At 67.1% G+C, this 25649-nt stretch carries 17 protein-coding genes; 7 read left to right on the top strand and 10 right to left on the bottom strand.

Annotated features, from left to right (window positions below; translation table 11 throughout):
• Positions 1–124 precede the first annotated feature (124 nt).
• Complete coding sequence (locus IEV99_RS03490; protein WP_188516322.1) at positions 125–1570, top strand: methyl-accepting chemotaxis protein; 1446 nt, start codon at positions 125–127, stop codon at positions 1568–1570.
• Positions 1571–1574: 4 nt separating this feature from the next.
• Here the strand turns inward: IEV99_RS03490 and IEV99_RS03485 are convergent, their stop codons facing one another.
• The 7 genes from IEV99_RS03485 to mscL all read right to left on the bottom strand — a co-directional run bounded on the left by IEV99_RS03485 (position 1575) and on the right by mscL (position 8238).
• Positions 1575–2687 (bottom strand): AbrB family transcriptional regulator, encoded by a 1113-nt coding sequence (locus IEV99_RS03485; RefSeq protein ID WP_188516321.1) that lies wholly within the window; start codon positions 2685–2687, stop codon positions 1575–1577.
• Positions 2688–2978: 291 nt separating this feature from the next.
• Positions 2979–3716: a Crp/Fnr family transcriptional regulator gene (locus IEV99_RS03480; RefSeq protein ID WP_188516320.1), complete on the bottom strand. Its 738-nt coding sequence runs from the start codon at positions 3714–3716 to the stop codon at positions 2979–2981.
• Positions 3717–3876: 160 nt separating this feature from the next.
• Positions 3877–4215 (bottom strand): response regulator, encoded by a 339-nt coding sequence (locus IEV99_RS03475; RefSeq protein ID WP_210318613.1) that lies wholly within the window; start codon positions 4213–4215, stop codon positions 3877–3879.
• A 196-nt stretch (positions 4216–4411) separates the two neighbouring features.
• The gene (locus tag IEV99_RS03470) at positions 4412–5041 is read right to left on the bottom strand and encodes a response regulator transcription factor (protein WP_188516318.1); all 630 of its coding nucleotides are present in this window, start codon (positions 5039–5041) and stop codon (positions 4412–4414) included.
• A 65-nt stretch (positions 5042–5106) separates the two neighbouring features.
• Positions 5107–6303: a PAS domain-containing sensor histidine kinase gene (locus IEV99_RS03465; protein WP_188516317.1), complete on the bottom strand. Its 1197-nt coding sequence runs from the start codon at positions 6301–6303 to the stop codon at positions 5107–5109.
• A gap of 111 nt (positions 6304–6414) precedes the next feature.
• Positions 6415–7626, bottom strand: coding sequence for a pyridoxal phosphate-dependent aminotransferase (locus IEV99_RS03460; RefSeq protein ID WP_188517631.1), 1212 nt, complete (start codon positions 7624–7626; stop codon positions 6415–6417).
• 189 nt (positions 7627–7815) lie between these two features.
• The gene (gene mscL, locus IEV99_RS03455) at positions 7816–8238 is read right to left on the bottom strand and encodes a large conductance mechanosensitive channel protein MscL (RefSeq protein ID WP_188516316.1); all 423 of its coding nucleotides are present in this window, start codon (positions 8236–8238) and stop codon (positions 7816–7818) included.
• 193 nt (positions 8239–8431) lie between these two features.
• Between mscL and IEV99_RS03450 the strand changes: the two genes are divergently transcribed.
• The 3 genes from IEV99_RS03450 (at position 8432) to IEV99_RS03440 (ending at position 13976) form a co-directional block, all read left to right on the top strand.
• Positions 8432–11968 carry a PAS domain-containing hybrid sensor histidine kinase/response regulator gene (locus tag IEV99_RS03450; protein ID WP_188516315.1) on the top strand — a complete coding sequence of 1179 codons (3537 nt, stop codon included), beginning with the start codon at positions 8432–8434 and terminating at the stop codon, positions 11966–11968.
• Between the two features lie 91 nt (positions 11969–12059).
• Positions 12060–13352 carry a TadE/TadG family type IV pilus assembly protein gene (locus IEV99_RS03445; protein WP_280514628.1) on the top strand — a complete coding sequence of 431 codons (1293 nt, stop codon included), beginning with the start codon at positions 12060–12062 and terminating at the stop codon, positions 13350–13352.
• Positions 13353–13460: 108 nt separating this feature from the next.
• Positions 13461–13976 (top strand): VOC family protein, encoded by a 516-nt coding sequence (locus IEV99_RS03440; RefSeq protein WP_188516313.1) that lies wholly within the window; start codon positions 13461–13463, stop codon positions 13974–13976.
• A gap of 270 nt (positions 13977–14246) precedes the next feature.
• Here the strand turns inward: IEV99_RS03440 and IEV99_RS03435 are convergent, their stop codons facing one another.
• The 3 genes from IEV99_RS03435 to IEV99_RS03425 form a co-directional block, all read right to left on the bottom strand.
• Positions 14247–16457 carry an FAD-dependent oxidoreductase gene (locus IEV99_RS03435; RefSeq protein WP_188516312.1) on the bottom strand — a complete coding sequence of 737 codons (2211 nt, stop codon included), beginning with the start codon at positions 16455–16457 and terminating at the stop codon, positions 14247–14249.
• 26 nt (positions 16458–16483) lie between these two features.
• Positions 16484–17692 (bottom strand): acetyl-CoA C-acetyltransferase, encoded by a 1209-nt coding sequence (locus tag IEV99_RS03430; RefSeq protein WP_188516311.1) that lies wholly within the window; start codon positions 17690–17692, stop codon positions 16484–16486.
• 199 nt (positions 17693–17891) lie between these two features.
• Positions 17892–19685, bottom strand: a complete 1794-nt coding sequence (locus IEV99_RS03425; RefSeq protein ID WP_188516310.1) for an acyl-CoA dehydrogenase C-terminal domain-containing protein — start codon at positions 19683–19685, stop codon at positions 17892–17894.
• A gap of 313 nt (positions 19686–19998) precedes the next feature.
• Here IEV99_RS03425 and IEV99_RS03420 point away from each other — a divergent pair, with 313 nt between their 5' ends.
• The 3 genes from IEV99_RS03420 (at position 19999) to IEV99_RS03410 (ending at position 25629) form a co-directional block, all read left to right on the top strand.
• Positions 19999–23808, top strand: a complete 3810-nt coding sequence (locus IEV99_RS03420; protein WP_188516309.1) for an SEL1-like repeat protein — start codon at positions 19999–20001, stop codon at positions 23806–23808.
• 139 nt (positions 23809–23947) lie between these two features.
• Positions 23948–24871 (top strand): sulfite exporter TauE/SafE family protein, encoded by a 924-nt coding sequence (locus IEV99_RS03415; protein ID WP_188516308.1) that lies wholly within the window; start codon positions 23948–23950, stop codon positions 24869–24871.
• Complete coding sequence (locus IEV99_RS03410; RefSeq protein ID WP_188516307.1) at positions 24868–25629, top strand: TIGR02186 family protein; 762 nt, start codon at positions 24868–24870, stop codon at positions 25627–25629. Before IEV99_RS03415 ends, IEV99_RS03410 begins: the two co-directional genes overlap by 4 nt.
• Positions 25630–25649: the final 20 nt, after the last annotated feature.

The raw sequence follows: 25649 nt of genomic DNA, 5'->3' as shown, positions 1-25649 counted from the left end.
TGGTGCGAGAGTTCCACCTTGGCTTAGACAAGGTAAACAAAGACTAGCTCGTCGGTTGTATTTTCAGCTTCCGTTAATCACATTCGCGCACACTTACCCTGTTGCAGCCGGGAGATTGACGCTCGTGAACATTGCCAACGCCCGCCCCCCAGGCGCAGCTGACACCATGGACGGCGACAAGGCGGCCGAGTTCATCCATGGCCTGTCGGACAGGATCGACCAGCTCGGCGAGATCGTGGACATCGCCGGAAGCGTGAATGACGTTGTCCGAAGCGTCTTCTCCAAGGCTGCGCGGATCAACGATGTCGCGGTGGCCGCCGAACAGATGATCCAGGCGAACGAGACCATCTCAGCCTCCGCCGAGCGCGCCCAGGGCTCCGCTGTTGCGGTGCGGGAGGGACTCTCGGTCGCGACCGGCGCGATCCGGGAGGGGCTCAACGGGGCGCGCACAAACGTAGCGACACTCGCCGAGGCGGCAACGCGGTTTTCCAGCATCCTGGAGGAAGCGACGGAAACCGTTCAGCGGGTCTCGGAATCGAGCGCCTCCATCAACTCGGTGGCGCGCGAGATCCAGCTCATTTCCATCAATGCGGGCGTCGAGGCGGCGCGAAGCGGCGCTGCCGGACGGGGGTTCGCGGTGATCGCGAACGCCGTGAAGGACCTCGCAGAGCAGACACGCGCCGCCACGGCCGAGAACGCGAGGCAGCTGACAGCGCTGGCCGAAACCATCGAGCGCCTCGCGCGGCAAAGCCGCGACAGCGAGGAAAAAGCCCGGGCCGCCACGGCGCACAACGAAACCATCTCCGAGCGGTTGGCGGCCTTCGACGAATTCGGTCGCCGGGTCCACCGCCTCGTGGAAGACATCGACGGGGTGACGGCCCCGGTGAACGAGAACATCCGCGTCTGCGGAAACGTCATCGACCAGCTCGACTCGGTTCTGGCCGACATGGACGCTTCAAAGGCCAGCTACGCGGATGCGTCGCGACGGATCGATTGCCTGGTGAAGACCAGCCAGGATCTGGTGGAGTACATCGCCGGTTCGGCTGTCCAGGCCAAGGACAGCCGATTGATCACGGCCGCACAGGAGACCGCCGCCGCGATCGCGGCGGTGTTCGAGAAGGCGCTCACAGACGGGTCGATTTCGCTTGAAGCCTTATTCGACACGGACTACCGGCCCATTCCGGGCTCCAACCCTCTCCAGCACCTGACACGTTTCACCACGCTGACGGACCGGCTGCTCCCGGCGCTGCAAGAGCCGGCGCTGCAGGTCGATCCTCGGATCGTATTCTGCGCGGCTGTGGATCGGAACGGCTACCTGCCGACGCACAACCGGGTGTTCTCGAAGCCCTTGAGCCCCGATCCGGTGTGGAACACGGCGAACTGCCGCAACCGGCGCATCTTCAACGATCGCACCGGCCTCTCGGCCGGGCAGAACACCAAGCGGTTCCTGGTGCAGACCTATCGCCGCGACATGGGCGGCGGCATCTTCGCGTTGATGAAGGACGTCAGCGCTCCGATCAGGGTGCGCGGCCGGCACTGGGGCGGTTTGCGGATCGGCGTGAAGGTCTAGCCCTTCAGGGCCGCTCCCCGGGGCCGAACGGCTCCTTTGCGGCGGGGGCGCTGGCGCCATTCTCGGGCAGCTGCATGAACGGCAGCCACTTGAACGCGGCCGGGATCAGGAAGCCGATCAGCAGAAACCGCGCGAGGTGGTGGACGCCGACATAGACGGGATCGAGCCCGAGCGCGAAAGCGATCACCGTCATGGCCTCCAATCCGCCGGGGGCGAAGGCCACGGCGGTCTCGCCGAACGGCACGCCGACGGACCAGGTGACCAGCACGGCGCCGAGCGCCGACATCGCGAGCGAAGCCGCAAACGAGATCACGGCCGCCGGCGCGGTGCGCAGCACCGTCATGCCCTCGAGACCGCTGAACCGCTGGCCAATGAACACTCCGATCAGCAGAAAGCCGATCAGCGAGAAGATAGGCGGCACGCCGCCATGGATCAGCCCGGGGCCCGTGACGAGGGCAGTGGCGACCATCGGCCCCAGAATAAACGCGCCCGCCACCCTGAACCGCTCGAATAGCATGGCGCCAGCGAGCGACACGGCGAAGAAGATGGCCAGCCCCGGCGCATCAGCGGCCGCACGAACGATCGGGGCTCCGGCCTGCCCATGCTCGGCGAAGACGATCACCATCGGAAGGATCGCGACGAGCACGAACAGCCGCAGCAATTGCACGACCACGATCTTCGGCACGTCCGCGCCCCTGTCGGCGGCGATCACCAGAACGGTGGAGAGCGCGCCGGGGGCGGACGCCAGAACGGCGTCCGGCAGCGTCCAGCCCGACAAGAGGACGAGCACGGCGGCCGACGCCGCCACCACGGCGAAGATCGTGACCAACAGGATCGCGAGACTGGCCGGATAGGCCGCGAAGGCGCCCAGCGATTCGGGCGTGACTGCCGCGCCCATGCTCATGCCCGAGATCACGAGCGCGAACTCGCGAATGGGCGTCACCATGGGGGGCACGAGGTGAGCGGCCGAGAGCGCCGCCGTCGCCAGCATGGCCCCTGTCAGCCATGGCGCCGGGATGCCGGCCAGATCGCACAGCCATCCGCCACCCGCGGCGGCGGCGATCAGGCCGATCTGGCCCAGAATCGCGCGAAAGTTCGGCCCGGCGGCGCTGTTCATCGAGGCGGTCTGGCGGTGGGATGTTGAGGGCGAGAAGAGAGGGCGCGGCAACAATTCGCCGCCGTTGACCTCGATCAATGACGCCGAGGGACGCCCGCGTCAAATTCACCCTCGTGATCAGCGGAAGCTGAACAGACTGGCCCGCCGGCGGCGGGGGTCTCCGCGGACGGTCGCGGCTTCCGGTTCACCGTTCCATGGCCAAAAGCCGTGGGCCGGGGCGCCCGGCGCAGTCTCGGGGGAGCTGTGCCGGGCGCTTCCATTTTCAGGATCACGCGATTGTCGTCGGTCGCCTCAGTGCGAGCCCGTGCACTGGCAGAGACGGCAGACATTGCCAATCGTGACGTCGTCGTGCCGACCATAGGCGAGAACGCCCTGGCGCTTGAGCAGCGAGAACGCACGGCTGACGGTTTCGAGCGTCAGGCCAAGGTAATCGGCGATTTCCTGGCGGGTCAGCGTCACGTGGACCTGAGCCTGGTCGGCCTTGCCGGCCGCCAGCGGACCGGCGCATCCCTGGCCGCCGCGGTTCGGCACAAGGCGCATCAGGAAGGTGGCCACCCGCTCAACGGCATTCTTGCGGCCAAGCAGCATGGCGTGATCGTGCAAGGCGCAGATCTGGGCCTTCATGCGATCGGCCACGAGCCGCTGCAGCGAGGGCGAGCTTTCGGCCACCGCGCGGTCGTAGACGACGATGCGGGAAGGAAGCACGGTCTCGGCGGTCACGTCCGAAAGCCGGTTGATGCAGAGGCCGAAGACGTCACCCGGGCCAAGCAGCTCGATGATCTGCCGGCGGCCGTCGGGCAGAAGCTTGGAGAGCATGACGGAGCCCTCGAGAATGACATGCAGCGAGCGCGCCTCGTCACCCTCGTCCAGGATCGTCTGGCGCGCCGGAAGATCAAGATGGCGCGCCGCCTTCTCGGCGGGTTCCGCCATGGCCTCTGGTCGCGAGATGCCAAGCGTCCAACCCGCATCGTGCTTGGGCGGGAGGCGATCGCGCATGGAATGGGCGAGGGAGGCGACATCGAGGGACATGGCGGGCCTCACGGGGGGCTGCAGCGCCACGGTGGGCCCGTATGGCGCCTGGAAAGTCACGCTGAAGGTTAAGCCCGCGATGGAACCCGGCGCATCGGGGGATCGCCGTAAGCAGTGTTACGGAGGACGAAAGTCTTCATCCGCAAAGTTTTGGAGAATGTTAGACGATCGACGCAATCGTCTCGGCGTTCAGGGGCTTGCGCAGCACCTGAACGTTGCGAAGACCCGTGGTCTGTTTTTCGATCGCGGACTGCGGTTGGCCCGTAATGGCGATGACCCGCGGCGGAGTCTTCAGGTCCTGCAGCCAGCGGATCACGCGCGCTCCGCTGATGCCCGGCAAAAGCAGGTCCACGATGATGGTGTCATCCGGACCTGGCGGAGACAGCTCCAGGAAGCTCTCGGCGTCCGGATACGCGAAAGCATCGTAGCCCATGCCCTTGAGGAACATGAGGAGCGAGTCGCTCACCCCAGGATCATCTTCGAGGATGTGGATTGTCACGACGTCAGGCGCCTCAGTCTCACGCACGCAGCATGGAGCCTGCCCGCGATGCGGGGGGCATGCATTGATCACAGTCAAACTGAGTGTGCCGGACGCCTGGGCTCCGTGCATCCGTAGGTTTCCCAAGGACGTCGGGAAAAGCGCACCCGTAAGGATGCGGATGCGGCGCCGGCCCGCAGGGGGGCTTGCGGTCGGTTCAGTTGCGGCGAACGTCCGAATAGACGATGCGCACGAGGTCGGCCGTGTTGCGCGCGCCGAGCTTTTCCATGATCCGGGCGCGATGAACCTCGATGGTGCGCGGGCTGATGCCGAGTTGTCGGCCGGCCTCCTTGTTGGACGCCCCCATGGCGATGCGCTCCAGCACTTCCCGCTCGCGCGGCGTGAGCTGATCCTCACCCGTAAAGGGGGCCAGGATGAGTTCGCCGGTTTTCTGTGACGCCTTGCGCGTCCGCGCCTCAATGGCTTCGCGGATACGGGTCAGCACCGTGTCGGCGTCGAAGGGCTTTTCCAGGAAATCGTGAGCGCCCTGCCGAATGGCTTCCACCGCCATCGGGATGTCGCCCTGTCCGGAAATCATGAACACCGGCGCGCCGTAGTGGGGGCCGAGCTCCTGCAGCACTTCCAGCCCGGAGCGCCCCGGCATATGGACATCCAGCACCACGACGCTCGGCGTGCGCGTGCGGGCGGCGGCGAGGAAGCTGCCGCCATCCGGAAAAGCCGTGACCTGATATCCGTCCATCTCGAACACGAGTCGCAGCGCATCGCGCACCGCGCCGTCGTCATCGACGATGAAGACCTCCTGGGTCGTGCCGTTCGCCGTTGCCATGTCGAGTCGCCGCCGCTCCCTTGGCCATCCGCATTCATCCGAATGGGACCGGCCTCGCCTCTCGTTCATTCTGTATCAAGCGACAGACGACCATCGCTCGGGTTGTCAGCGTCATCCTGTTCGATCGGCAGGATGGGCAGTTGCAGGTTGAATCTTGCTCCTCGGCCGTCCCCACCCGGGTCGACCGACAAATCCCCCGCGTGATTTTGCGCGATCGTGCGGGAGATAGATAGACCTAGTCCCATACCGGTCCGTTTGGAACTCGAAAAGGCCTTGAACAGAGTCGGTATCGCCGACGGCGCAAGGCCCGGCCCATTGTCCTCGACGCTGACAAGCACGTGATCGGCTTCGCTCTGCACCTCGATGACGATGCGCGGATTCTCCCGGCCTTTAAGCGCCTCTACAGCGTTGCGCAGCAGATTGACGATGATCTGCTGGATCTGGACCGGATCCACCGACACCAACGGCAAGTCCATCTGGTACTCGCGCGCGACGCGGGGCGGGTTTCGCTGGCCCAGCATCACGAGCTCGACGGCCTCGTCCACGATGGCGCGCAAGTCGACGTTCCGACGTTGCGGCTCGCGCTTTTCCACGAAGTGCCGCATGCGGCTGATGATTGCGCCGGCCCGCTCGGCCTCGTGGACGGCTTTTTCGAGGACCTGCTTGAACGTCTCGACGGGCAGCGGCGCGCCCTGCACCGCGCGTGAAATCGTGCGGCTGGCCGCTTGCAGGTAGAGCATGATGGCGGTGAGCGGCTGGTTCAGCTCATGCGCCAGCGCGGCCCCCATTTCATCCATGGCGGAGACGCGCGCCATGTGGACGAGGTCGGCCTGCAGCTCGTTGAACCGGCGCTCCGCTTCCTTGCGGGACCGCAGATCGCGGATGATCCCGATGAACTGGCGACCCATCGGGGTGGTCGCCTCGCCCACCGAAAGCTCGACCGGGAATTCCGTTCCGTCCTTGTGGCGCGCCCGCACCTCGCGCCCGATGCCGATGATCTTGCGCGACCCCGTCGTGAGGTAGTTGTCCAGGTAGCGATCATGCGCGCCCGCATAGTCGCTGGGCATGATCAGCCGGACGTTCTGCCCAACCGCCTCCTCGTGCGAATAGCCAAACAGGCCCTCGCAGGCCTTGTTGTAGACGAGGATCGCGCCCCTCTCCTCGATCACGAGGATGCCATCGACTGCCGTATCCAGCACGCTCGAAAGGCGTGCGTCGGACACCGTCATGAGGTCGGTTGGGCCGCCCGGGGGAATGGTCATTCCATGCGCGTTCGTACTGCTCGTTTCACGGGCATACTGATGCGCCGTTGCGGTGTGCGCAACTGGAAGGCGGCGGATGGGGCCTCGCCCTTCGTTGAATAGGCTGCCTCGTCAGCCCGCGAGCGCGGCGGAGAGCCGCCGCGCGGCTTCCTGGATGTCCTCCGGCCGGCGCGCGAAACACAGGCGGAAATACTGCTCCCCGCCCGCGCCGAAGGCCGTGCCGGGCGCGATCCCCACATTGGCGTCGTCCACCAGGCGCAGCGCCCGCCTGCGGGTATCGGCTTCGCCGCGGATGGAGAAGAACAGGTAAAAGGCTCCGGCCGGGTCGGCGAATTCGACCTTTCCGGTGCCGGACAGGGCGTCGCAGATGATCTCCCGGCACCGGCGGACGCGCTCGATCTGATGCTGGACGAAGCCTTCGCCCTGCTCCAGCGCCACCACGCCGGCGCGCTGGATGAAAGCCGGAACGCCCGAGCAGGAATACTGCATCAGGTTCTCGACGACCTGGCCAAGGGCCGGATGGCATTCGAGCCAGCCGATCCGCCAGCCGGTCATGGCCCAGTTCTTGGAGAAGGTCTGCACGAAGAGGATGCGGTCTTCTTCGGCCATGATGTCGTGGAAGGACGGCGCGCGCTCGGCGCCGTCGAACACGAACCGCCCATAGATCTCGTCGGCGACGATCCACAATCCATGCCGGCGCGCCAATGCGAGGATCGCTTCGAGTTCCTCCCGCGTCGCCGTCCAGCCGGTCGGGTTGGCCGGAGAGTTCACGATGATGAGCTTGGTGCGGGGCGTCACAGCGGCGGCCAGGCGCTCGACATCGAGCGACCAGCGGTTCCGCACGGGGTCGATCGCCATCGGGACCTCGACCGGCGTCGCCCCGGCCACGCCAACGGCGCCGAGGAAGTTGGGCCAGGCCGGCGACGGGATCAGGGCCTCGTCGCCCACCCCGGCTGCGATGCGGATCGCCATCTGCAGGGCGTGCATGCCCCCGATGGTGACAAAGAAGCGCTCGGCGTCGAGGGGCCGGCCATAGAGACGGCTCATGTAGGTCGAAATGGCGCTGCGCAGCTCGGGCAGGCCGCGCTGATACGTGTAAAACGTTTCTCCGGCGGCGAGCGACCGCGTGGCGGCTTCCTGGATGAAGCCCGGCGTCGGCATGTCGCCTTCGCCGACCCAGAGCGGGATCAGGCCCTGGCGGCCACGTCCATAGTTGAACACTTCGACGATGCCGCTCTCGGGCGCGCCGGCCGCCTCGGGACGCACGGCCGACAGGAGGAACTGTCCAACCTCCGCGTGAGCTTCGGCGGAGGGCTGGTTCATGGTCGAGAGGTCAGTCATCACGCCGTCGCAGCTGGATCGATGATCGGAGAGGAAGCGGCCCTTCTGCCATGGGGCGCCGACGCCGTCTTCTCAATTCTCTTCATCGGAAGCATCAGCCGGGCTGTTTGGTCCAGCAACGGAGAAGCCCCAGCCCAAGGGCTGGGGCTTCCAGATTTCAGCGGCGTGAACTCAGGCCTTGGCGGCCAGCAGATCGCGGATTTCGCCGAGCAGCACCTGCTCGGTGGTGGGGGCCGGCGCAGCAGCGGGAGCGGCGGCCTGCTCGCGCTGGAGCTTGGAGATGGCCTTCACGACCATGAACAGCACCCAGGCGATGATAATGAAGAACACCAGCGTGTTGATGAAGTTGCCGATGCCCATCACGGCGCCCGCCTTCTTGGCGTCCGCGTAGGCCATTCCGAGGCTCACCTTGCTGGAGAGCGGAATGTAGATGTTGGAAAAGTCGAGGCCACCCGTGATCGCGCCGATAATCGGCATGATGATGTCGTTGACCAATGAATCGACAATCTTGCCGAACGCCGCGCCGATCACCACGCCGATCGCGAGATCGACGACATTGCCGCGCATCGCGAAAGCTTTGAATTCCTGAAGCATAAGGCCACCCCTCGTGAACCTGGCCCTGACGGCCAGGCAGATCGCCAAAAATCCCTCAATTCACTGTAAAAAGAAAGCCGCCACACGCAGTTTCAACCTCCGCGTTCATTTTACGTCAAATGACAGACGTTGGCTGTACTTCCGTCTTGCTCGCCGGGGCGCTAGACTGACGACGCGTCGAGGGGGAAGCGTCGTGCTGGCGGGTTGGTCGATCGTTCTGACCGCTCTGATCTATTTGTGCGTGCTGTTCGCGGTCGCCCATTACGGCGACACCACAGGGCGCCGATGGGTGAATGGGCGCGCGCGCCCGACGATCCACGCGCTTGCGCTGGCGGTGTTCTGCACCTCCTGGACCTTTTTCGGCTCCGTCGGACTGGCGTCCCGGTCGGGCCTCGACTTCCTGGCGATCTATATCGGCCCGGCGCTCGTGATCGGGCTCTGCTATGGGCTGGTCGGGCGCGTCGTCCGGCTCGCCAAATCGCAGAACATCACCTCAATCGCGGATTTCGTCGCATCGCGCTACGGCAAGAGCGAGCGGGTGGCCGCGCTGGTCAGCATCACGGCCGTGATCGGTTGCGTGCCCTACATCGCGCTGCAACTGAAGGCCATCGCGGCCTCGCTCACGACGCTGCTGAACGCCGTCGAGCCCGGGGCGATGTCGCAGGCGGTGCCGATCTTCGGCGACCTCGCGCTCCTGATCGCGCTGATCCTGGCCGGCTTCGCGACCGCTTTCGGCACCCGCCATGTTGACGCCACCGAGCACCAGGATGGGCTGATGCTCGCCATTGCGGCCGAGTCCGTGGTGAAGCTGATCGCCTTCATCGGGGTTGGCCTGGCGGTTATCTACGGGGTCTTCGACGGCTTCGGCGATCTGCTCGCGCGGGTCGCGGCGCATCCCGGCATGACGCCGCTGCTGGACCGCGGCGCGGGCTGGCCGGCCTTTCTGGGCGTCACGATGATGTCCGGGCTTATCATCCTGCTGCTGCCGCGGCAGTTCCACGTCACGGTCGTGGAGAACCGCGCGGAAGGCGAGACGCGGCGGGCGGCATGGCTCTTCCCGCTTTATCTCGTGCTGATCAACATCTTCGTGGTTCCGCTCGCGCTATCGGCGGACCTGCTGTTGCCGCCTGGCGTCGACCGGGACATGGCGGTTCTCGAGATGCCGCTGCGCCATGGCCAGAACCTCACCGCGCTCGTCGCCTTTATCGGGGGCCTCTCGGCCGCCACCGCGATGGTGATTGTCGAATGCGTCGCGCTGGCGATCATGATCTCCAATGATCTCGTGATCCCGGTGGTGCTGCGCCGGCGCGCGCTCACCGGCAGCGCCGGCATCGGCAACATGGGCGGTCTCATCCTGGCGGTCAGACGCGTCGCGATCGTGCTGTTGATGCTGCTCGCCTATTTCTATTTCAGGAACATGGGCGAAGCCGCCCTGGCGTCGATCGGCCTGATCTCGTTCGCCGCCATCGCGCAAATCGCGCCGGCCTTTTTCGCCGGCCTGTTCTGGCGCCGGGGCACGGCCCTGGGGGCAAGCGCCGGCATCATGGGCGGCCTCATCGTGTGGGCGCTGACGCTTTTCATCCCGAGCGTCGCGGACCCGGGCTGGCTCAATTCGCTCGGCGCAATCGGGGTCGATTGGCTGGGCGTCGATCGCCTGCTGATCGGCTCGCCCGGTCAGGAGGGGCTGCGCTTCGGCCTGGCCGAGATCACGCGGGGCGCGAGCTGGAGCCTCGTCGCGAATACGCTCGCCTTCGTGGCGTTCTCGCTGGCGCGGCCAGCCACGCCGATCGAGCGGCTGCAGGCGAGCACCTTCGTGTCGCCCGACATGCCCGCCATGGGGCAGAGCTTCCGCCTGTGGCGCGCCACCGTGACGGTCGGCGAGTTGCGCGCCACGATCGCGCGCTATCTCGGGGAAGAGCAAACCGCTGCGTCCTTCCAGACATTCTCGGCCGCTCGCGGAATGACCCTGGAGCCGCAGAAGGATGCCGACATCCATTTGCTGCGCTACGCGGAGCACATGCTGGCGTCGGCGATCGGGGCGGCGTCGTCGCGGCTCGTGCTGTCACTGCTCCTGCGTCGGCGCAACGTCACCAAAAAGGCCGCCCTCAAGCTCCTCGACGACGCCTCGGCGGCGATCCAGTACAATCGCGACCTCCTCCAGCACGCGCTCGACCATGCCCGTCAGGGCATCACGGTCTTCGACAAAGACCTGCGGCTGATGTGCTGGAACCGCGAGTTCCAGGACCTGTTCGATCTCCCGCCGGAGCTCGCGCGCGCGGGCGCGGGCCTGGACGAAATCGTCCGTTTCAACGCGGCGCGCGGTAGCTATGGGCCCGGCGAGCCCGATGAGTTCGTCACCGCCCGGCTCGAAAGCTTCGTCAACGACGTCGAGCCTGTGCGCGTGCGTCTGCATGACAGCGGCAAGGTGATCGAGATCCGCTCGGCCCACATGCCCGACAGCGGCATCGTGACCACCTACACGGACATCACCGCCAGCGTGGCGGCCGAGGAGGCGCTGGAACGCGCGAACGAGACGCTGGAAAAGCGGGTGCGCGAGCGCACCGAGGAATTGATGCGGCTGAACGAGGAACTGGGCCGAGCCAAGTCCGAAGCAGACGACGCGAATGTCTCCAAGACCCGCTTCCTGGCCGCCGCGAGCCACGACATTCTCCAACCGCTCAACGCGGCGCGGCTTTACGCGACATCGCTCGTGGAGCGGGCCGCCGACACCGAAGAAGCGGGCCTCGCCAAGAATGTCGACGCGTCGCTCGAGGCCGTCGAGGAAATTCTCACAGCTCTCCTGGACATCTCGCGCCTTGATTCCGGGGCCATGAAGGCCGAGGTCTCGAGCTTCCGCATCGACGACATCCTGAACCAGCTGCGGCTGGAATTCGAGCCGATCGCGCGGGAAAAGGGACTGAAGCTCACCTTCCTGCCCTGTTCTCTCACGGTGCGATCCGACCGTCGCTTGCTGCGCCGCCTGCTCCAGAACCTCGTATCAAACGCGATTAAATACACCATGAAAGGGCGTGTGATCGTGGGCGCGCGCCGGCGGCGGAATCGCCTAAGGCTGGAGGTGTGGGACACCGGGATGGGGATCCCTCCGTCCAAGCAGAAGGCGGTGTTCCGCGAGTTCCAGCGGCTCGACCAGGGCGCCCGCGCGGCCCGTGGGCTCGGGCTCGGGCTCTCCATCGTGCAGCGCATCGGGCGCGTGCTCGATCATCCTATCCGGCTTCAGTCGCAGGTCGGACGAGGCTCGGTGTTCACCGTCGAACTGCCCGTCGCCGCCCCCCTTCCCGCCATGGTGTCGCAAGGCGCTTCCCGCCCGACTCCGGTCGCGCCATTGGCCGGCATGGCGGTGCTGTGCATCGACAACGAACCCGCCATCCTGGATGGCATGCGAACCTTGCTGACCGGGTGGGGATGCGCCGTGATCGCGGCCGCAAGCCTGAAGGAAGCGCAGGGCGCGTTGCGCCGTCGCAAGCTTGGCCCCGACGTGGTGATCGCCGACTACCATCTCGATGACGGGGATGGCCTGGAGGCCATCACGGCGCTGCGCTGGAAATTCGGCGCGGACCTGCCGGCCGTGCTGGTGACGGCGGATCGTTCGCCGGCGGTGCGGGACCTTGCGGCGGAAAAGGACATCCACGTCCTGAACAAGCCGCTGAAGCCGGCCGCGTTGCGGTCGCTTCTGGCGCAGTGGCGCGCGACGCGGGCCGCAGCAGAGTAGATCACCGTCAGCGAATCTTAAGGATATCGATTCACAAGACCTTCAGATGTTGTTGATACATTTCAACCCAATAATTGAGCAGGGTTGAGCAATGTCGTCGGTACGCTTCTCGAAGCTTCATCGGAACTTGGCGCGCTTTCGTCGCAACGATGGTGGCTCAATCGGCCCAATCTTCGGCGTTCTGTTGGTTCCGATGCTGGCGATGATCGGCTTTGCGATCGATTCAACCAACATGTACAGGGCGCGCAACGAAACGCAGAAGGTGGCCGATTCGGCGGCCCTCGCGGCCGCGCGTGAGCTCAATCAAAATCCGAGCTCCGACGGCAAGGTGCAGTCGAACAACTTCCTGGTCGCGAACCGCGCCGGCACGGACTGGCCAGACATGACCCGGACCGTTTCTGTCGACACCGCCAACAACAAGGTCACGGTTGTCACGTCCGTGACGGTGAAGAACTATCTCGGCGCTTTCCTGGGCAAAGGCAGTCAGGTGGTGCAGTCAACCGCAACAGCCAATTATGCGGTGCCGGTACCGATCGAAATCGCGATCGCGTTCGATGTTTCGGGATCGATGAAAAAAGACGGCCGAGGCGTTGAAGCCAAGGCCGGCCTTAAGTCGTTCCTGGACGGGATTTCGGCGCTGCCGAACGCCGTGGTGTCGTTCGTGCCGTTCACGACGGTCGTGAAGGTCGACCCGAACGCCTACAAGAGCGCGTCCTGGATCACCTGGAACGCCTCTCCGCTTCCCTCGACCAGCAGCGGCTCCTGGGATGGCTGCATCGTCGACCGTGAAAAGCCTCTCGACGCTTCGCCCTACAATTTCTCCGGCGCAGCAGGCGCAGACGCTCGTTATCCCGCAACCACCTGCGCGCGGTCTGAATGGGACGCGACCGACTGGGCCGGCACGGGCAACGCAATGGTGATGCCGACCAAGAACCTGAACGCCATCAAGTCCAGGCTCGGAACCATCAAGTATGACGGTTACACGGACATCACGCTGGGCGTGTCGTGGGCCGGCACCCTGTTGGCGCCGGATGGCCCGATCGGCTTGGGCAAACCCTGGGGACCCGGCACGATCAAGGCAATGCTGATCATCTCGGACGGCCAGAACACCATCCACCGCTGGAAGAGCATTCCGGCGAACCATCAGGCGCCGCACTACGCCGCCATGGATGCCGACACCAAGGCGGCTTGCGCCGAGATCAAGGCCAAGGGGGTCGAGATTTTCACCATCAATGTGATCGAGGGCAGCGTCGACGTGCTGGGGACCTGCTCAACGGACTCCAACCATTATTTCCTTGCTTCGTCCGCCAGCCAGATCGGCCCGCAACTCCAGAAGGTGCTCGCCGCGATCCAGAAGAACACCGCCATCGCGTTGTCTCAGTAACAGGGCGGCCACGTTGGCCCCGGCGCAAGATCGTCATTGCGCCGGGGCCATGGTTTCAACCGGGTCGTCGGCTTACCTTGAAGGTCTCAAGACACCCGAGGAAGAGCCATGAGCGCCGCCGCCACCGCACCCGCCGCCTTCCCGCCCGTCGCGGCCGGAACGCGTATCGGGCATGTCCACCTGAAGGTCGCCGATCTCGATCGCGCCATCGCGTTCTACGGCGGCGTGCTCGGCTTCCAGGTGCAGCAGCACTACGGCACGCAGGCCGCGTTCCTGTCGGCCGGCGGATACCACCACCACATCGGCCTCAACACCTGGGAGAGCCGCGGAGGCTCGCCCCCGCCGCGCGGCGCCACCGGCCTGTTCCACACGGCGTTCCTGTACCCGACCCGCCGGGACCTGGCCGACGCGCTGCGCCGCCTGATCGTCGCCGGCATCCCGCTGGGCGGCGCCTCGGACCACGGCGTCAGCGAGGCGCTGTACCTCGATGATCCGGACGGCAACGGGGTGGAGCTCTACTGGGACAAGCCCGAGAGCGAATGGCCCCGCAAGCCCGATGGCTCGCTGGCCATGGTGACGGAGCGGCTGGATCTTGACGATCTGCTGAAGGAGCTGGAGGCGTAGGGGGGCTTGCTTTCGGAAACTGACCGCAACGGCAAGCTGTTGCCCTCTTCTCGAACACCGACGCTCGGCGGCTTGCCCTCACCCTGTCCCTCTCCCTGTTCCAGGGCGAGGGGACGCTCTCGTTCGCCGCGCTTTTGCTGTCGGATTCCGAAATGCCGCAACGCTTGCGAAGCGCCGCAACAGACACCCTCTCCCCGGAATGGGGAGAGGGCTGGGGTGAGGGTTCGGCCGCCGAAATCCTTCTCCGCGTCCGGCGTTAGCGCGCCCCGCTCACGCCGCCCGTCGGGCTCCAGCGGCGCGGCCGTAGAACGTCTCGCCGCTCGCCGCCATGTCGCGCAACTGCGCATTCGGCTCAAAGCGGGCGCCGTATTTGGCGGCGAGCTTCTCGCAGAGCGCTACGAACGCCTTCGCGCCCATGCCGTCAATGTAGCTCAGCGTACCGCCCGTGTAGGGCGCAAAGCCGAAGCCGATGATGGAGCCGACGTCCGCCTCGCGCGGATCGGTGACGATGCCCTCCTCGACCGAGCGCGCCGCCTCCAGCGCCTGGGTGACGAGCAGGCGCTGCTTCAGCTCCTCCATGTCCAGCGCATCCGGGTCTAGCTGCTGGCCCGCGATGGCGGCGAGGCCGGGCCAGAGCGTCTTCGGCCCCTTCTCGGGATAATCGTAGAAGCCCTTGCGGTTCTTGCGACCCAGGCGGCCTTCTGTTTCCACCAAGGTGCTCAGGAGCTTTTCCTGAACGGGATCCACCGCCGCGTCGCCGAGCTGCGCCTTGGTGGCCTTCACGATCTTGAGCGCCAAATCGATGGCGACCTCGTCGTTGAGGGAGAGCGGGCCCACCGGCATGCCGGCCATCTTGGCGACATTTTCGATCATGGCCGGCGGCACGCCTTCCATGAGCATGAGATGGCCTTCGCGGAGATAGTTGCCGACGCAGCGGTTGGCGTAGAAGCCGCGCGCGTCGTTGACGACGATTGGCGTCTTCTTGATCGCCCGCACATAGTCCAGCGCCAGCGCGAGCGCCTTGTCGCCCGTCTGCTTGGCCATGATCACCTCGACCAGCAGCATCTTTTCGACAGGCGAGAAGAAGTGGATGCCGATGAACTGCTCGGGCCGCTTGGCGGTATCCGCGAGGCCCGTGATGGGCAGCGTGGAGGTGTTGGAGCCGAAGATGGCGCCTTCCGGCATCGCCGCCTCGGCGCGGGCGATCACCTCCGCCTTGACCTTGGGATCCTCGAACACGGCCTCGATCACGAGGTCGCAATCGGCCAGCGACGCATAGTCGGCCGATGGCGTGATGCGGGCCAGCAGGGCGTCGCGGTCGGCCGTCTTGGCGCGGCCCTTCATGATCTGGTCGGTGACGAGCTTGTGCGAGTAAGCCTTGCCCTTCTCGGCGGCTTCCATGTCGCGGTCGATCAGCACCACGTCGATGCCGGCGTTGGCGGTCACATAGGCGACGCTCGCGCCCATGAAGCCTGCCCCGATGACGCCGACCTTCTTGAGGCTGGAGGCTGGGACGCCGGCCGGGCGGCGTGCGCCCTTGTTCAGCTCCTGCATCGAGACGAAGAGCGTGCGGATCATCGCGGCCGCCTCGGGCGAGCGCAAAATCTTGGCGAAGTAGCGGCTCTCGACCTTGAGGGCGAGGTCCATGGGCAGTTGCAGGCCCTCGTAAACGGCGTGCAGCACGGCCTTGATGGCCGGGTAGTTGTTCTGCGTCTCGCGACGGTAGATCGCGTTGGCGGCCGGCCAGATCATCATGCCCTGGGGCGAGTAGACCTTGTTGGAAGGCAGGCGGTAGCCCTCGGCGTCCCACGGCGCCTGGGGCTTGCCGCCGGCCAGAACCCAGGCCTTCGCCTTGGCGACGATCTCGGCCTTCGGGGCCACCTCGTGCACGAGGTTCATGCTCTTTGCTGCGGCGGGGCGGATCTGCTCGCCCTTGAAGAGCATCTGCAGGGCGTCGCCGGTCGGCATCAGGCGGGCAACGCGCTGGGTGCCGCCTGCCCCCGGGAACAGGCCGACCTTGACCTCGGGCAGGCCAACGCGCGTGGCCTTGTCGTCCGAGACGACGCGGTAGTGACAGGACAGCGCGAGTTCGAAGGCCCCGCCGAGGCAGACGCCGTTGATGGCCGCCGCGAAGGGCTTGCCGCAGGTTTCGAGGCGGCGGTACAGCAGGCTCAGCCTGCGGCTCTCGTCGAAGAAGAACTGCATCGCAGTCTCTTCGCCCTGCTGCTTTGCGAGCTTGTGATAGGCCATGCCGAGGCCCTGCAGCATGGTGAGGTCCGCGCCGCCCGAGAAGCTGCCGTCCTTGCCGGACGTGATCACGCAGCCCTTGATGGCGTCGTTGGTTGTCACTTCGTCGATGAGCTTGCCGATGTCCTCCATCACCTGCGGGGTGATGACGTTCATGGATCGGTCGGCCATGTCCCACGTGGCCAGAGCCACGCCGTCGGCGTCGACCTCGAAGCGGAAATTCGCGAGTTCCATTTGGGTGTCTCCCTGTTCCGCTTGCGTCAGACGCGCTCGATGATCGTCGCCGTGCCCATGCCGGCGCCGATGCAGAGCGTGATCAGCGCCGTGGACTTGCCGGTGCGCTCCAACTCGTCGAGCGCCGTGCCGATCAGCATCGCGCCGGTGGCGCCGAGCGGGTGGCCGAGCGCGATGGCGCCGCCGTTGGGGTTCACCTTGGCGGGGTCGGCGTCGAAGGCCTGCATGAAGCGCAGCACGACGGCGGCAAAAGCCTCATTGACCTCGAAGAGGTCGATGTCGGCGATCGACATGCCGGCGCGCTGGAGCACCTTTCGGGTGACGTCCACCGGGCCGGTCAGCATCAGCGCCGGCTCCGAGCCGATGTTCGCGAAGGCGCGGATGCGTGCGCGGGGCTTCAAGCCTGCCGCACGGCCGGCGTCGGCGTTGCCGACCAGCACGGCGGCGGCGCCGTCCACGATGCCGGAGGAATTGCCGGCGTGGTGGACATGGATGACCTTCTCGACCTCCGGATGCGCCTGCACGGCCACGGCGTCGAAGCCGCCCTGCTCGCCCATCATCACAAAGGAGGGCTTCAAGCTGGCCAGCGACTGCATGTCGGTCTGCGGCCGCATGTGCTCGTCGGTCGCCAGGATCGTGAGGCCGTTGACGTCGCGCACCGGCACGACCGATTTGGCAAACCGTCCTTCGTCCCAGGCCGCCTTGGCGCGGCGCTGGCTTTCCACCGCATAGGCGTCCACGTCGTCGCGGCTAAATCCGTATTTGGTGGCGATCAGGTCGGCCGAGACGCCTTGGGGCATGAAATACGACTTGATCGCGATCGCCGGGTCCACCGGCCAGGCGCCGCCCGAGGCGCCGATGCCGATGCGGCTCATGCTCTCCACGCCGCCCGCGACCGCGAGATCCTGCTGGCCGGACATCACCTGCGCGGAAGCGAAGTTCACGGCGTCGAGACCGGAAGCGCAGAAGCGGTTGATCTGGATGCCCGGCACGCTGTCACCGTAATCCGCAACGAGCGCCGCCGCGCGGGCGATGTCGCCGCCCGCCTCGCCGACCGGGTCGACGCAGCCGAGCACGACGTCGTCGACCTTGGTGGTGTCGAGGTCGTTGCGGTCGCGGATGGAGCGAAGCGCGTGCGCGGCCAGCGCCAGCGACGTCACCTCATGGAGGGAGCCATCCTGCTTGCCGCGCCCCCGCGGGGTGCGGACGGCGTCGAAGATATAAGCGTCGGGCATGGTGGTCTCCCTGAGATCCGCCGGCGCGCGGCGGTTGGGGGTGATCTTAAGCATCAAACGGCGAGGCGCGAACTCTCTCCCGCGCAGCGGGGGAGATGTCCGCGCCGCGGACAGAGGGGGTGCTCAGGACAAGCTATTATCTGGCGCTCGACAGCCCCCTCCCTGCCCTCCCCCCGCTGCGCGGGAGAAGTTCCAGAACTCAGAACGCCTCGGCGGGCAGCGCCATGATGGCGTCGGATCCGGCGGAGATGCGCGCGAGATGCGCGGCGGTCTCGGGCAGCATGCGCTCCATGAAGAAGCGGGCGGTCACCAGCTTGGCGTCGAGCACGGCGGCGTCGCCCTCGCCGGCCGCCTTCTTGGCCGCGGCGGCTTCGACGATGCGAACCCACATGTAGCCCATGGCGACGAGGCCGAAGAGGTGCATGTAGTCGACGCTGCCCGCGCCGGCGTTGTCGGGCTTGGCCATGGCGTTGTTCATGAACCACATGGTGGCCTGCTGCAGGTGCTGCAAGGCGCCGCCGAGCGGCTTGCAGAACGGCGCGAGCGCCGGGTCCTCGCCCTTCTCCTTCAGGTAGGTCCCGACCTCGTTGAAGAAGCCCATCACGGCGCGGCCGCCATCCTTGGGCAGCTTGCGGCCGACGAGGTCGAGCGCCTGAATGCCGTTGGCGCCCTCGTAGATCATGGCGATGCGAGCGTCGCGGACGAACTGCTCCATGCCCCATTCGGCGATGTAGCCGTGGCCGCCGAACATCTGCTGGGCCCGCACCGCGTTGTCGAAGCCGACGTCGGTGAGCACGCCCTTCAGCACCGGCGTCAGGAGGCCGAGCCAGTCATCGGCCTGCTGGCGCTCCTTCTCGTCGCCGCCGCGGTGAGCGACGTCGCTCTTCAGCGCCGTGTAGAGCACCAGCGCGCGGGCGGCCTCGTTGAAGGCGCGGATCTGCAGCAGGGTCCGGCGCACGTCGGGGTGGACGATGATCGGGTCGGCCGCCTTGTCGGTCGCCTTGGCGCCCGTGAGCGAGCGGCCCTGAATGCGGTCCTTGGCGTAGGCTGCGGCGTTCTGGTAGGCGACTTCGGACTGGGCGAGGCCCTGGATGGCGACGCCAAGGCGCGCCTCGTTCATCATCACGAACATGGCGGCGAGGCCGCGGTTCTCCTGGCCGATCAGCCAGCCGGTCGCCTCGTCGTAGTTCATCACGCAGGTGGCGTTGCCGTGGATGCCCATCTTGTGCTCGATGGAGCCGCAGGCAACGCCGTTGCGGTCGCCGAGCGAGCCGTCGGCCGCCACCTTCACCTTGGGGACGACAAACAGCGAGATGCCCTTCACGCCCTCGGGCGCGCCGTCGATGCGGGCCAGCACGAGGTGGATGATGTTGGACGTGATGTCGTGCTCGCCGGCCGAGATGAAGATCTTGGTGCCGGTGATCTTGTAGGAGCCGTCCGGCTGCGGGACCGCCTTGGTCTTGATCAGCCCCAGATCCGTGCCGCAATGCGGCTCGGTCAGGTTCATGGTGCCGGTCCATTCGCCGGCGATCATCTTCGGCAGGTACAGCGCCTTCTGCTCGGGCGAGCCGTGGGTGTGCAGCGCCGCAATGGCTCCCATGGTGAGGCCCGGATACATGGCCAGCGCCATGTTGGCCGAGGACGAGAACTCGTTGACGACCGCCGCCAGCGTGTAGGGCAGGCCCTGGCCGCCATATTCGGGATCCGCCGCGAGGCCAATCCAGCCTCCGTCCGAGAAGGCGTTCACAGCGTCCTTGAAGCCCTTCGGCGTGGTGACGCGGCCGTCGTCATGGCGGGTGCAGCCTTCGAGGTCGCCTACGCGGTTGAGCGGCTGCAGCACCTCCTCGCAGAGCTTGGCGGCTTCGCCGAGCACTGCCTCGACCACGTCCGGCGACGCATCCGCAAAGCCCGGCAGGTTGCTGTAGCGCTGCATGCCGAAGACGTCGTTCAGCAAAAAGAGAACGTCCTCGACGGGAGCCTTGTAGGACGGCATGGCGGCATCTCCTCGGTACGTTTGGCCAGCGACGCCGACGGAGCCCAGCCACGATTTGGTTCACATATAAACCTTTTCCAGAAGGATGGAAAGAGGCTCGAATACAACCGGGTGTCGCCAACTCCGGCCTGCTTTCACAAAACTTAACAGCCGGGGAACAATCCTTAACCCCCTGTTTACCGTGTTTCTTGAAAAGTCGGAGCGTGAAGCCCGTCTCCGATTTGTCTAGGCGGGGGCAGATTTCGCAACCGCATCGGCTTCCGCCGGCGTGGCCAGCAGCGGGCCCCTCGCCCGCGCCAGAACGAGCGTGACGATGAAACAGGCGATCCCGTGGAGCGTGAAGGGTGTCGACGCCAATGCGCGCGATACCGCGAAAGACGCGGCGCGCCGGGCCGGCATGACGCTCGGCGAGTGGCTCAACACCGTGATCGCCGAAACGGCCGAGCAGCGGGAAGCGCGCGAGGCTCGTGAACGAGACGAGCGGGATGCTCCGGCCCAGCACGAACCCGCCGCCCTGCCTGCGGCTGACGACGAGCGCGCCGCGGCCGAGAAGCTGGTCAGCCTGGAAAACCAACTGGAGGCGCTGTCGCGCCGCGCCAGCGAGACCGCCATTCCGCGCGCCTCACAGCGCCACCCTGAACCGCAGCGCAACGATCTCGCCGCCGTGCTCGAGCGCGCAATGCGCGAGACGCAGGCGCGCACGGACGCCGTCGAGGCCAAAACCGCTACGGCGCTGGATTCGATGGTGCGCTTCATGGAGCGCGCCGACAGCCAGCGTCGCGACGAGCTCGGCACGCTCGCGCAGGCGCAGGAACGCACGTCTATCGCGTTACGCGACGCGCTGGCGCTCGTCACCGGGCGTATGGACTCGCTCGAGCACTCGATTTCACGGCGCGACGGGGCCGAGCTGCAGCCCATCAAGGCCGCCATCCAACGCCTGGAGATGCGGCTGGACGAACGGATGCCGGCTCCACGCGAAGGTGCGAGCCGCATCGAATCCAAGATGAAGGATCTCGAAGCCCGCCTGGTCGACATCGCCGACAAGCTGGCCGAGACCGAGCAGAGCGAGCATCGGGACGCCCCGCGGGTCCGGTCCGACAGGATCGCGCGCATCGAGGAGAAGCTTGCGGCCGTCCTGAACGTGCTCGATGGCCAGCATGGCCGAGCCGCCTACGACGACGAGGCGGACGACGTTTTGGACGAGGCCCCCGCCCAGACGATGGACGAGGCGATCTCGCAGATCCGCAGCCGGCAGCAAAAGCTGGAGGGCGCGCGCGAGCGGCGTTCCGCCAACCAGGATCGCACGGCGGAGTTGCTGGACGGGCTGCGCGGCGACGTGATCAGCCTGGCGCAGCGTCTGGAGCGGATTGACGAGCCCCGCGACATCCCCGGCGTGGACGCGATGCGGCGCGAACTCGCCGACCTCGCGCGCTCGGTGCACACCACGGCCAACCGAAGCGATTTCGCCGCGCTGGAGCGCAGCATCGGCGAATTGTCCGAGCGCATCGACGCCTGGCAGGGCAGCGGCCCTTCAGGGACGGGCGTTACGGCGGCCGAACGCGTCATCGACGACATGCGGGCGTTGATCGATGAATTGCGCCCTGTCGCGGGCCTCACCACCCTGCGCGACGACATCAGTGCGCTCGCAACCCGGCTCGACCGGGCGCCGCAGCATGGCCTTTCGGCCGAAACCGCCGAAGCGATCCTCTCGCAGATCATGGATTTGCGCGCCTCTGTGGGCAAAGCCGCCCGGCCGGTCTCGCTCGAGCCGCTGGAGCGCCAGGTTGCTGCCCTCAACGAACGTCTCGAAGCAGCGCTCGCCGCCAAGCCCGGGCGCGGCGGCGACAAGGCCGGCCTCGGCGCCATCGCGGCCGCGGTGGCGGAACTGCGCGCCGCCGCTCGCGAATTCCAGCCTAACGAGCGCTTCTCGCGCCTCGAACGGCAGATCGGCGACCTCGGGCAGCGACTGGACGCCAATGCGGCCGAGCCGGACCGCAGCGCCTTTGACGACATCCGCAGCAGGCTGGACCGCGTCCAGAGCGCCGTCGAGAACCAGACCGCGCCCGATCTAAGCCCGCTCGAAAGCCTGATCGGCACGCTGACGAACAAGCTCGCCACCGTGCAGGCCGGCGCCAGCGACCGGCCGTCGCTGGACGGCCTCTCGGATCAGCTCGCCCGGATGACGGCCGCATTGGAGCGATCGGGCGAAGGGTTCTCGGCCCTGCGCAGCATGGAGCGATCCATCGGCGACCTGTTCGCCAAGATCGAGGACGCCAAGCTTGGCGCCATCCAGGCAGCCGACATCGCGGCCCAGCGTGCGGCCGAGCAGGCCACGCAGCGCTTTGCCGCCGGCGAGCCCGCTCGCCCCGCCTCCGAATTCGCCGAGGTGCGCACGCGCCAGACGCTCGAGGCCGTGCACGACACGCTTGAAAAAATCGTCGAGCGGCTCGGCATGCTCGAATCCGACATGGCGAGCGACCGCGTCCGCCTGCTGAACGTCGCCGAGAAGGCTCAGGCGGCGGCTCCGGCCGAAGCTGCGCCGACCGCCGCGCCGGCTTCGCCCAGCCTCACCGCGCATTCGCCCAGCCTCACCGCGCAGAAGATGGCGGCGGCCGCCGCTGCCGCCGAAGCGGCTCGCGCGCTCGGGCCGCAGGTTCGCGCGCCCGCGCCCAAGGCGCCGACGCGCAGCCCGGAAGCCGAGCGCCCGGCGCCTGCCGCCGCGCAAGCGCCCGTTCTGGACCTCGGCGGCGACCTGCCCCTCGAGCCGGGAAGCGGTCGCCCCACCTATGGCGCCGAGCCGTCCGAGCCTGCCGCCAGCCGCAGCGCCAGCCAGGACAGCCCGCAGGCAAGCTTTATCGCAGCGGCGCGCAAAGCGGCCCAGGCCGCGCAGGCTACGCAATCGGCTGAGCCATCCAAGCCGCTGTTCCGGTTGGGACGCGGCTCCGGCGGCGCTCCGGCGGTCAAGGAGTCCAAGCGCACCAAGAACGCCGGCCTCGATGGTGAAGCGACGGCGACGGGCTCGGCGGTCGATCAGGTTCGCGCCTATGTGGACGCCAAGCGCCGCCCGATCCTGATCGGCCTCGCCGCCATCGTGCTCGCGCTCAGCAGCGCCCAGGTGGCCCGCCACCTGCTCAGCGCCGATTCGTTCGAGGGAACGCCTCCCCAGATCGACGCGCCGCAGAGCGCGCCCGCGAAGCCATCCAAGGCGTCCGAGGCCCCGGCTGCGCCCAAGCCCGACAAGGAAGCGTCCGCGATCACGGCCCCGTCCGTCGCGCCGGCGCAGAAGTTCAGCCTGAACAACCAGCCGATCGCGCCAGGGCCGAGCGGCTTTGGCCCAACTGATCCTTCCACGGTGGGCTCACTCGGATCGGCCCCGAGCGCCGCGCCTTCCGCCGCCCCTCCCCCGGTTGGGCCGGACCTCGGCGTAGCGGCCGATCTCCCGGCCGGCCAATGGCCGAAGCCGCTGCAGAAGGCCGTTGGCCAGAACGACCCGGCCGCCACGTTCGAAGTCGCGACGCGGCTGGCGGATGGCCGCGGCGTCGCGCGCGATCCCAAGCTCGCGGCCAAGTGGTTCGAGAAAGCCGCCAGCCTCGGTCTCGCGCCGGCGCAATATCGGTTGGGGAGCATCCTCGAAAAGGGCGTCGGCGTTCCGCGCGACCTGGCGGCAGCCAAGACGTGGTACCAGCGCGCCGCCGAGGCAGGAAACGCGAAGGCGATGCACAATCTCGGCGTCGTGATCGCGGACGGCGCGGGCGGGAAGCCCGACTATGCGGGCGCGGCGACCTGGTTCCGCAAGGCCGCCGAATATGGCGTCCGCGACAGCCAGTACAATCTCGCGATCCTGACCGCCCGAGGTCTCGGCGTGCAGCCGAACCTGGCCGAGAGCTGGGTGTGGTTCTCGCTCGCGGCCGCCCAGGGCGACCAGGACGCGGCAAAGAAGCGCGACGAGGTCGCGGCGCGGCTCGACGCCGAGGCGGCCAGTCAGGCCAAGGCGGCGCTGCAGGCCTTCAAGCCGAAGCCGACCGATCCGCGCGCCAACGAGGTTGCTCCGCCGCCCGGCGGCTGGGACCAGGAGCCGGTCGGCCTGCAGGGCCTGCCCAAGGGCAAGTCGGCGCGGCTCTGAGCCGGTCGCCGGCCGCGCCCGGCGCGGCGCCGACGCAACGGCGGTTGGCAAACGGCCGCGGCGGAGCTGGGCGGCGTTGACGCGGCCGAGCCGCTCCGGTTCATGAGATGCGTCCGCGCCCGCTGCCGGAAGGACCGCCGTGCAGATCTACCTGCCCATCGCCGAGTTGCCGATCAGCATCTTCCTGGTGCTGGGCATCGGCGCGGCCGTGGGCTTCATCTCGGGCATGTTCGGCGTCGGCGGCGGGTTCCTGATGACGCCGCTGCTGATCTTCATCGGCATTCCGCCGGCCGTAGCGGTGGCGACCGAAACCGCGCAGATCGCGGCCTCCTCGATGACGGGAGCGATCGCGTATTGGCGGCGCCGGGCGCTCGACTTCAAGCTCGGGGGCGTGCTGCTGGCGGGCGGCGTCGTCGGCACCGTGCTGGGCGTGGCCTTCTTCAACTCCATGCGCCGTCTCGGCCAGCTCGATCTCGTGATCACGCTCTCCTACATCACGCTGCTTAGCTCGGTGGGCGGGCTGATGCTGACCGAGAGCATCAGGTCGATGCTGTCGGCCCGCCGCGGCATGGTCGCGCCGCTGCGCCCGGTCGGCCATCCCTGGTATTTCCGCCTTCCGCTGCGCATGCGGTTTCACCGCTCCAAGCTTTATGTGAGCGTGCTGCCGCTGCTGCTTCTTTCCGTGCTGATCGGCTTTGCGGGCGCGGTGCTCGGCATCGGCGGCGGCTTCCTGATGGTGCCGGCGCTGATCTACATGTTCCGGGTGCCGACCGCCGTGGTGGTGGGTACGTCGCTGTTCCAGATCCTGTTCACGATGGTGGCCGCCATCATCCTGCATTCGGCCACCAACCAGTCCGTCGACATCATCCTGGCGCTACTGCTCGTGGTGGGTGGCGTCTTCGGCGCGCAGTTCGGCGCGCGGGCCGGCCAGAACATCCGGGGCGAGCATTTTCGCCTGCTGCTGGCGCTAATCGTGCTGGCCGTCGGCGTCCGCTTCGCCTCCGAGATCGTGCTGAAGCCGGACGAACTCTATTCGATCGGCCTCACGGAGATCCGCCGGTGAAGGCGGCCGGCCTCCTGGTCGCGTGCCTTTCGCTGCTGCTGCTCAGCGGCCGGGCGCACGCCGAGGCGCTCGTGCTGTCGCTGTCCAACCACCGGGTGCAGATCACGTCCACATGGGCGGGATCAGACCTGGTGATCTTCGGCGTTATCGACAACGACCGGCGCAGCGTCACCCGACAGGAGCCCTACGACGTCGTTGTCACGGCGATCGGGCCGCGCGCCTCCACGGTGGTGCGCGAGAAGGTGCGCCTGGGCCCCATCTGGATGAACCTGCAACAGCGCAAGTTCTTCGAGGTGCCGATCACGGTGGCGCAGATCTCCTCGCGACCCATCGCGGCGATTACAGCGCCGGACCTGCGCCGACGCTTCGGGCTTGGCCTCGAAGCGCTGCTGGATCCGGCGGGCTACGACCTGATCTATGATCCGAGCTTCCGGTCGGCCCTGATCCGGCTCCAGCGCAACGCCGGCCTCTACAAGACCGACGAGCGCGGCGTCACGTTCATCACGCCCTCGATCTTCCGCGCCATCGTGCCGGTGCCGCCCACGGCGCCGCTGGGAGGCTACGAGGTCAACGTGGCTCTGTATTCGGGCGGCGTGCTGCTGGCGCGCGAGAGCACGAATTTCGAGGTGTCGAAAGCCGGCTTTGAGCAGGCCGTCGCGACGGCGGCCCGGCAGCACCCCTATTTGTACGGCCTGGCGACGGCCGCCATCGCGCTGATCTTCGGTTGGCTCGCCACCGTGATCTTCCGCCGCGACTGAATGCGCCACTGGCGGATCCG

The organism is Alsobacter metallidurans (assembly GCF_014636935.1).
Classification (GTDB): domain Bacteria; phylum Pseudomonadota; class Alphaproteobacteria; order Rhizobiales; family Beijerinckiaceae; genus Alsobacter; species Alsobacter metallidurans.
The sequence above is the reverse complement of the archived record's forward strand: the minus strand, read 5'-3'. Positions and strand labels throughout refer to the sequence as shown.

What these genes read in the sequence shown, in the direction of transcription:
- IEV99_RS03485 (WP_188516321.1), bottom strand. Translation starts at nt 2,687, where the DNA reads ATGAACAGCGCCGCCGGGCCGAACTTTCGCGCGATTCTGGGCCAGATC.
- IEV99_RS03480 (WP_188516320.1), bottom strand. Translation starts at nt 3,716, where the DNA reads ATGTCCCTCGATGTCGCCTCCCTCGCCCATTCCATGCGCGATCGCCTC.
- IEV99_RS03470 (WP_188516318.1), bottom strand. Translation starts at nt 5,041, where the DNA reads ATGGCAACGGCGAACGGCACGACCCAGGAGGTCTTCATCGTCGATGAC.
- IEV99_RS03465 (WP_188516317.1), bottom strand. Translation starts at nt 6,303, where the DNA reads ATGACCATTCCCCCGGGCGGCCCAACCGACCTCATGACGGTGTCCGAC.
- IEV99_RS03460 (WP_188517631.1), bottom strand. Translation starts at nt 7,626, where the DNA reads ATGAACCAGCCCTCCGCCGAAGCTCACGCGGAGGTTGGACAGTTCCTC.
- mscL (WP_188516316.1), bottom strand. Translation starts at nt 8,238, where the DNA reads ATGCTTCAGGAATTCAAAGCTTTCGCGATGCGCGGCAATGTCGTCGAT.
- IEV99_RS03445 (WP_280514628.1), top strand. Translation starts at nt 12,060, where the DNA reads ATGTCGTCGGTACGCTTCTCGAAGCTTCATCGGAACTTGGCGCGCTTT.
- IEV99_RS03440 (WP_188516313.1), top strand. Translation starts at nt 13,461, where the DNA reads ATGAGCGCCGCCGCCACCGCACCCGCCGCCTTCCCGCCCGTCGCGGCC.
- IEV99_RS03435 (WP_188516312.1), bottom strand. Translation starts at nt 16,457, where the DNA reads ATGGAACTCGCGAATTTCCGCTTCGAGGTCGACGCCGACGGCGTGGCT.
- IEV99_RS03430 (WP_188516311.1), bottom strand. Translation starts at nt 17,692, where the DNA reads ATGCCCGACGCTTATATCTTCGACGCCGTCCGCACCCCGCGGGGGCGC.
- IEV99_RS03425 (WP_188516310.1), bottom strand. Translation starts at nt 19,685, where the DNA reads ATGCCGTCCTACAAGGCTCCCGTCGAGGACGTTCTCTTTTTGCTGAAC.
- IEV99_RS03420 (WP_188516309.1), top strand. Translation starts at nt 19,999, where the DNA reads ATGAAACAGGCGATCCCGTGGAGCGTGAAGGGTGTCGACGCCAATGCG.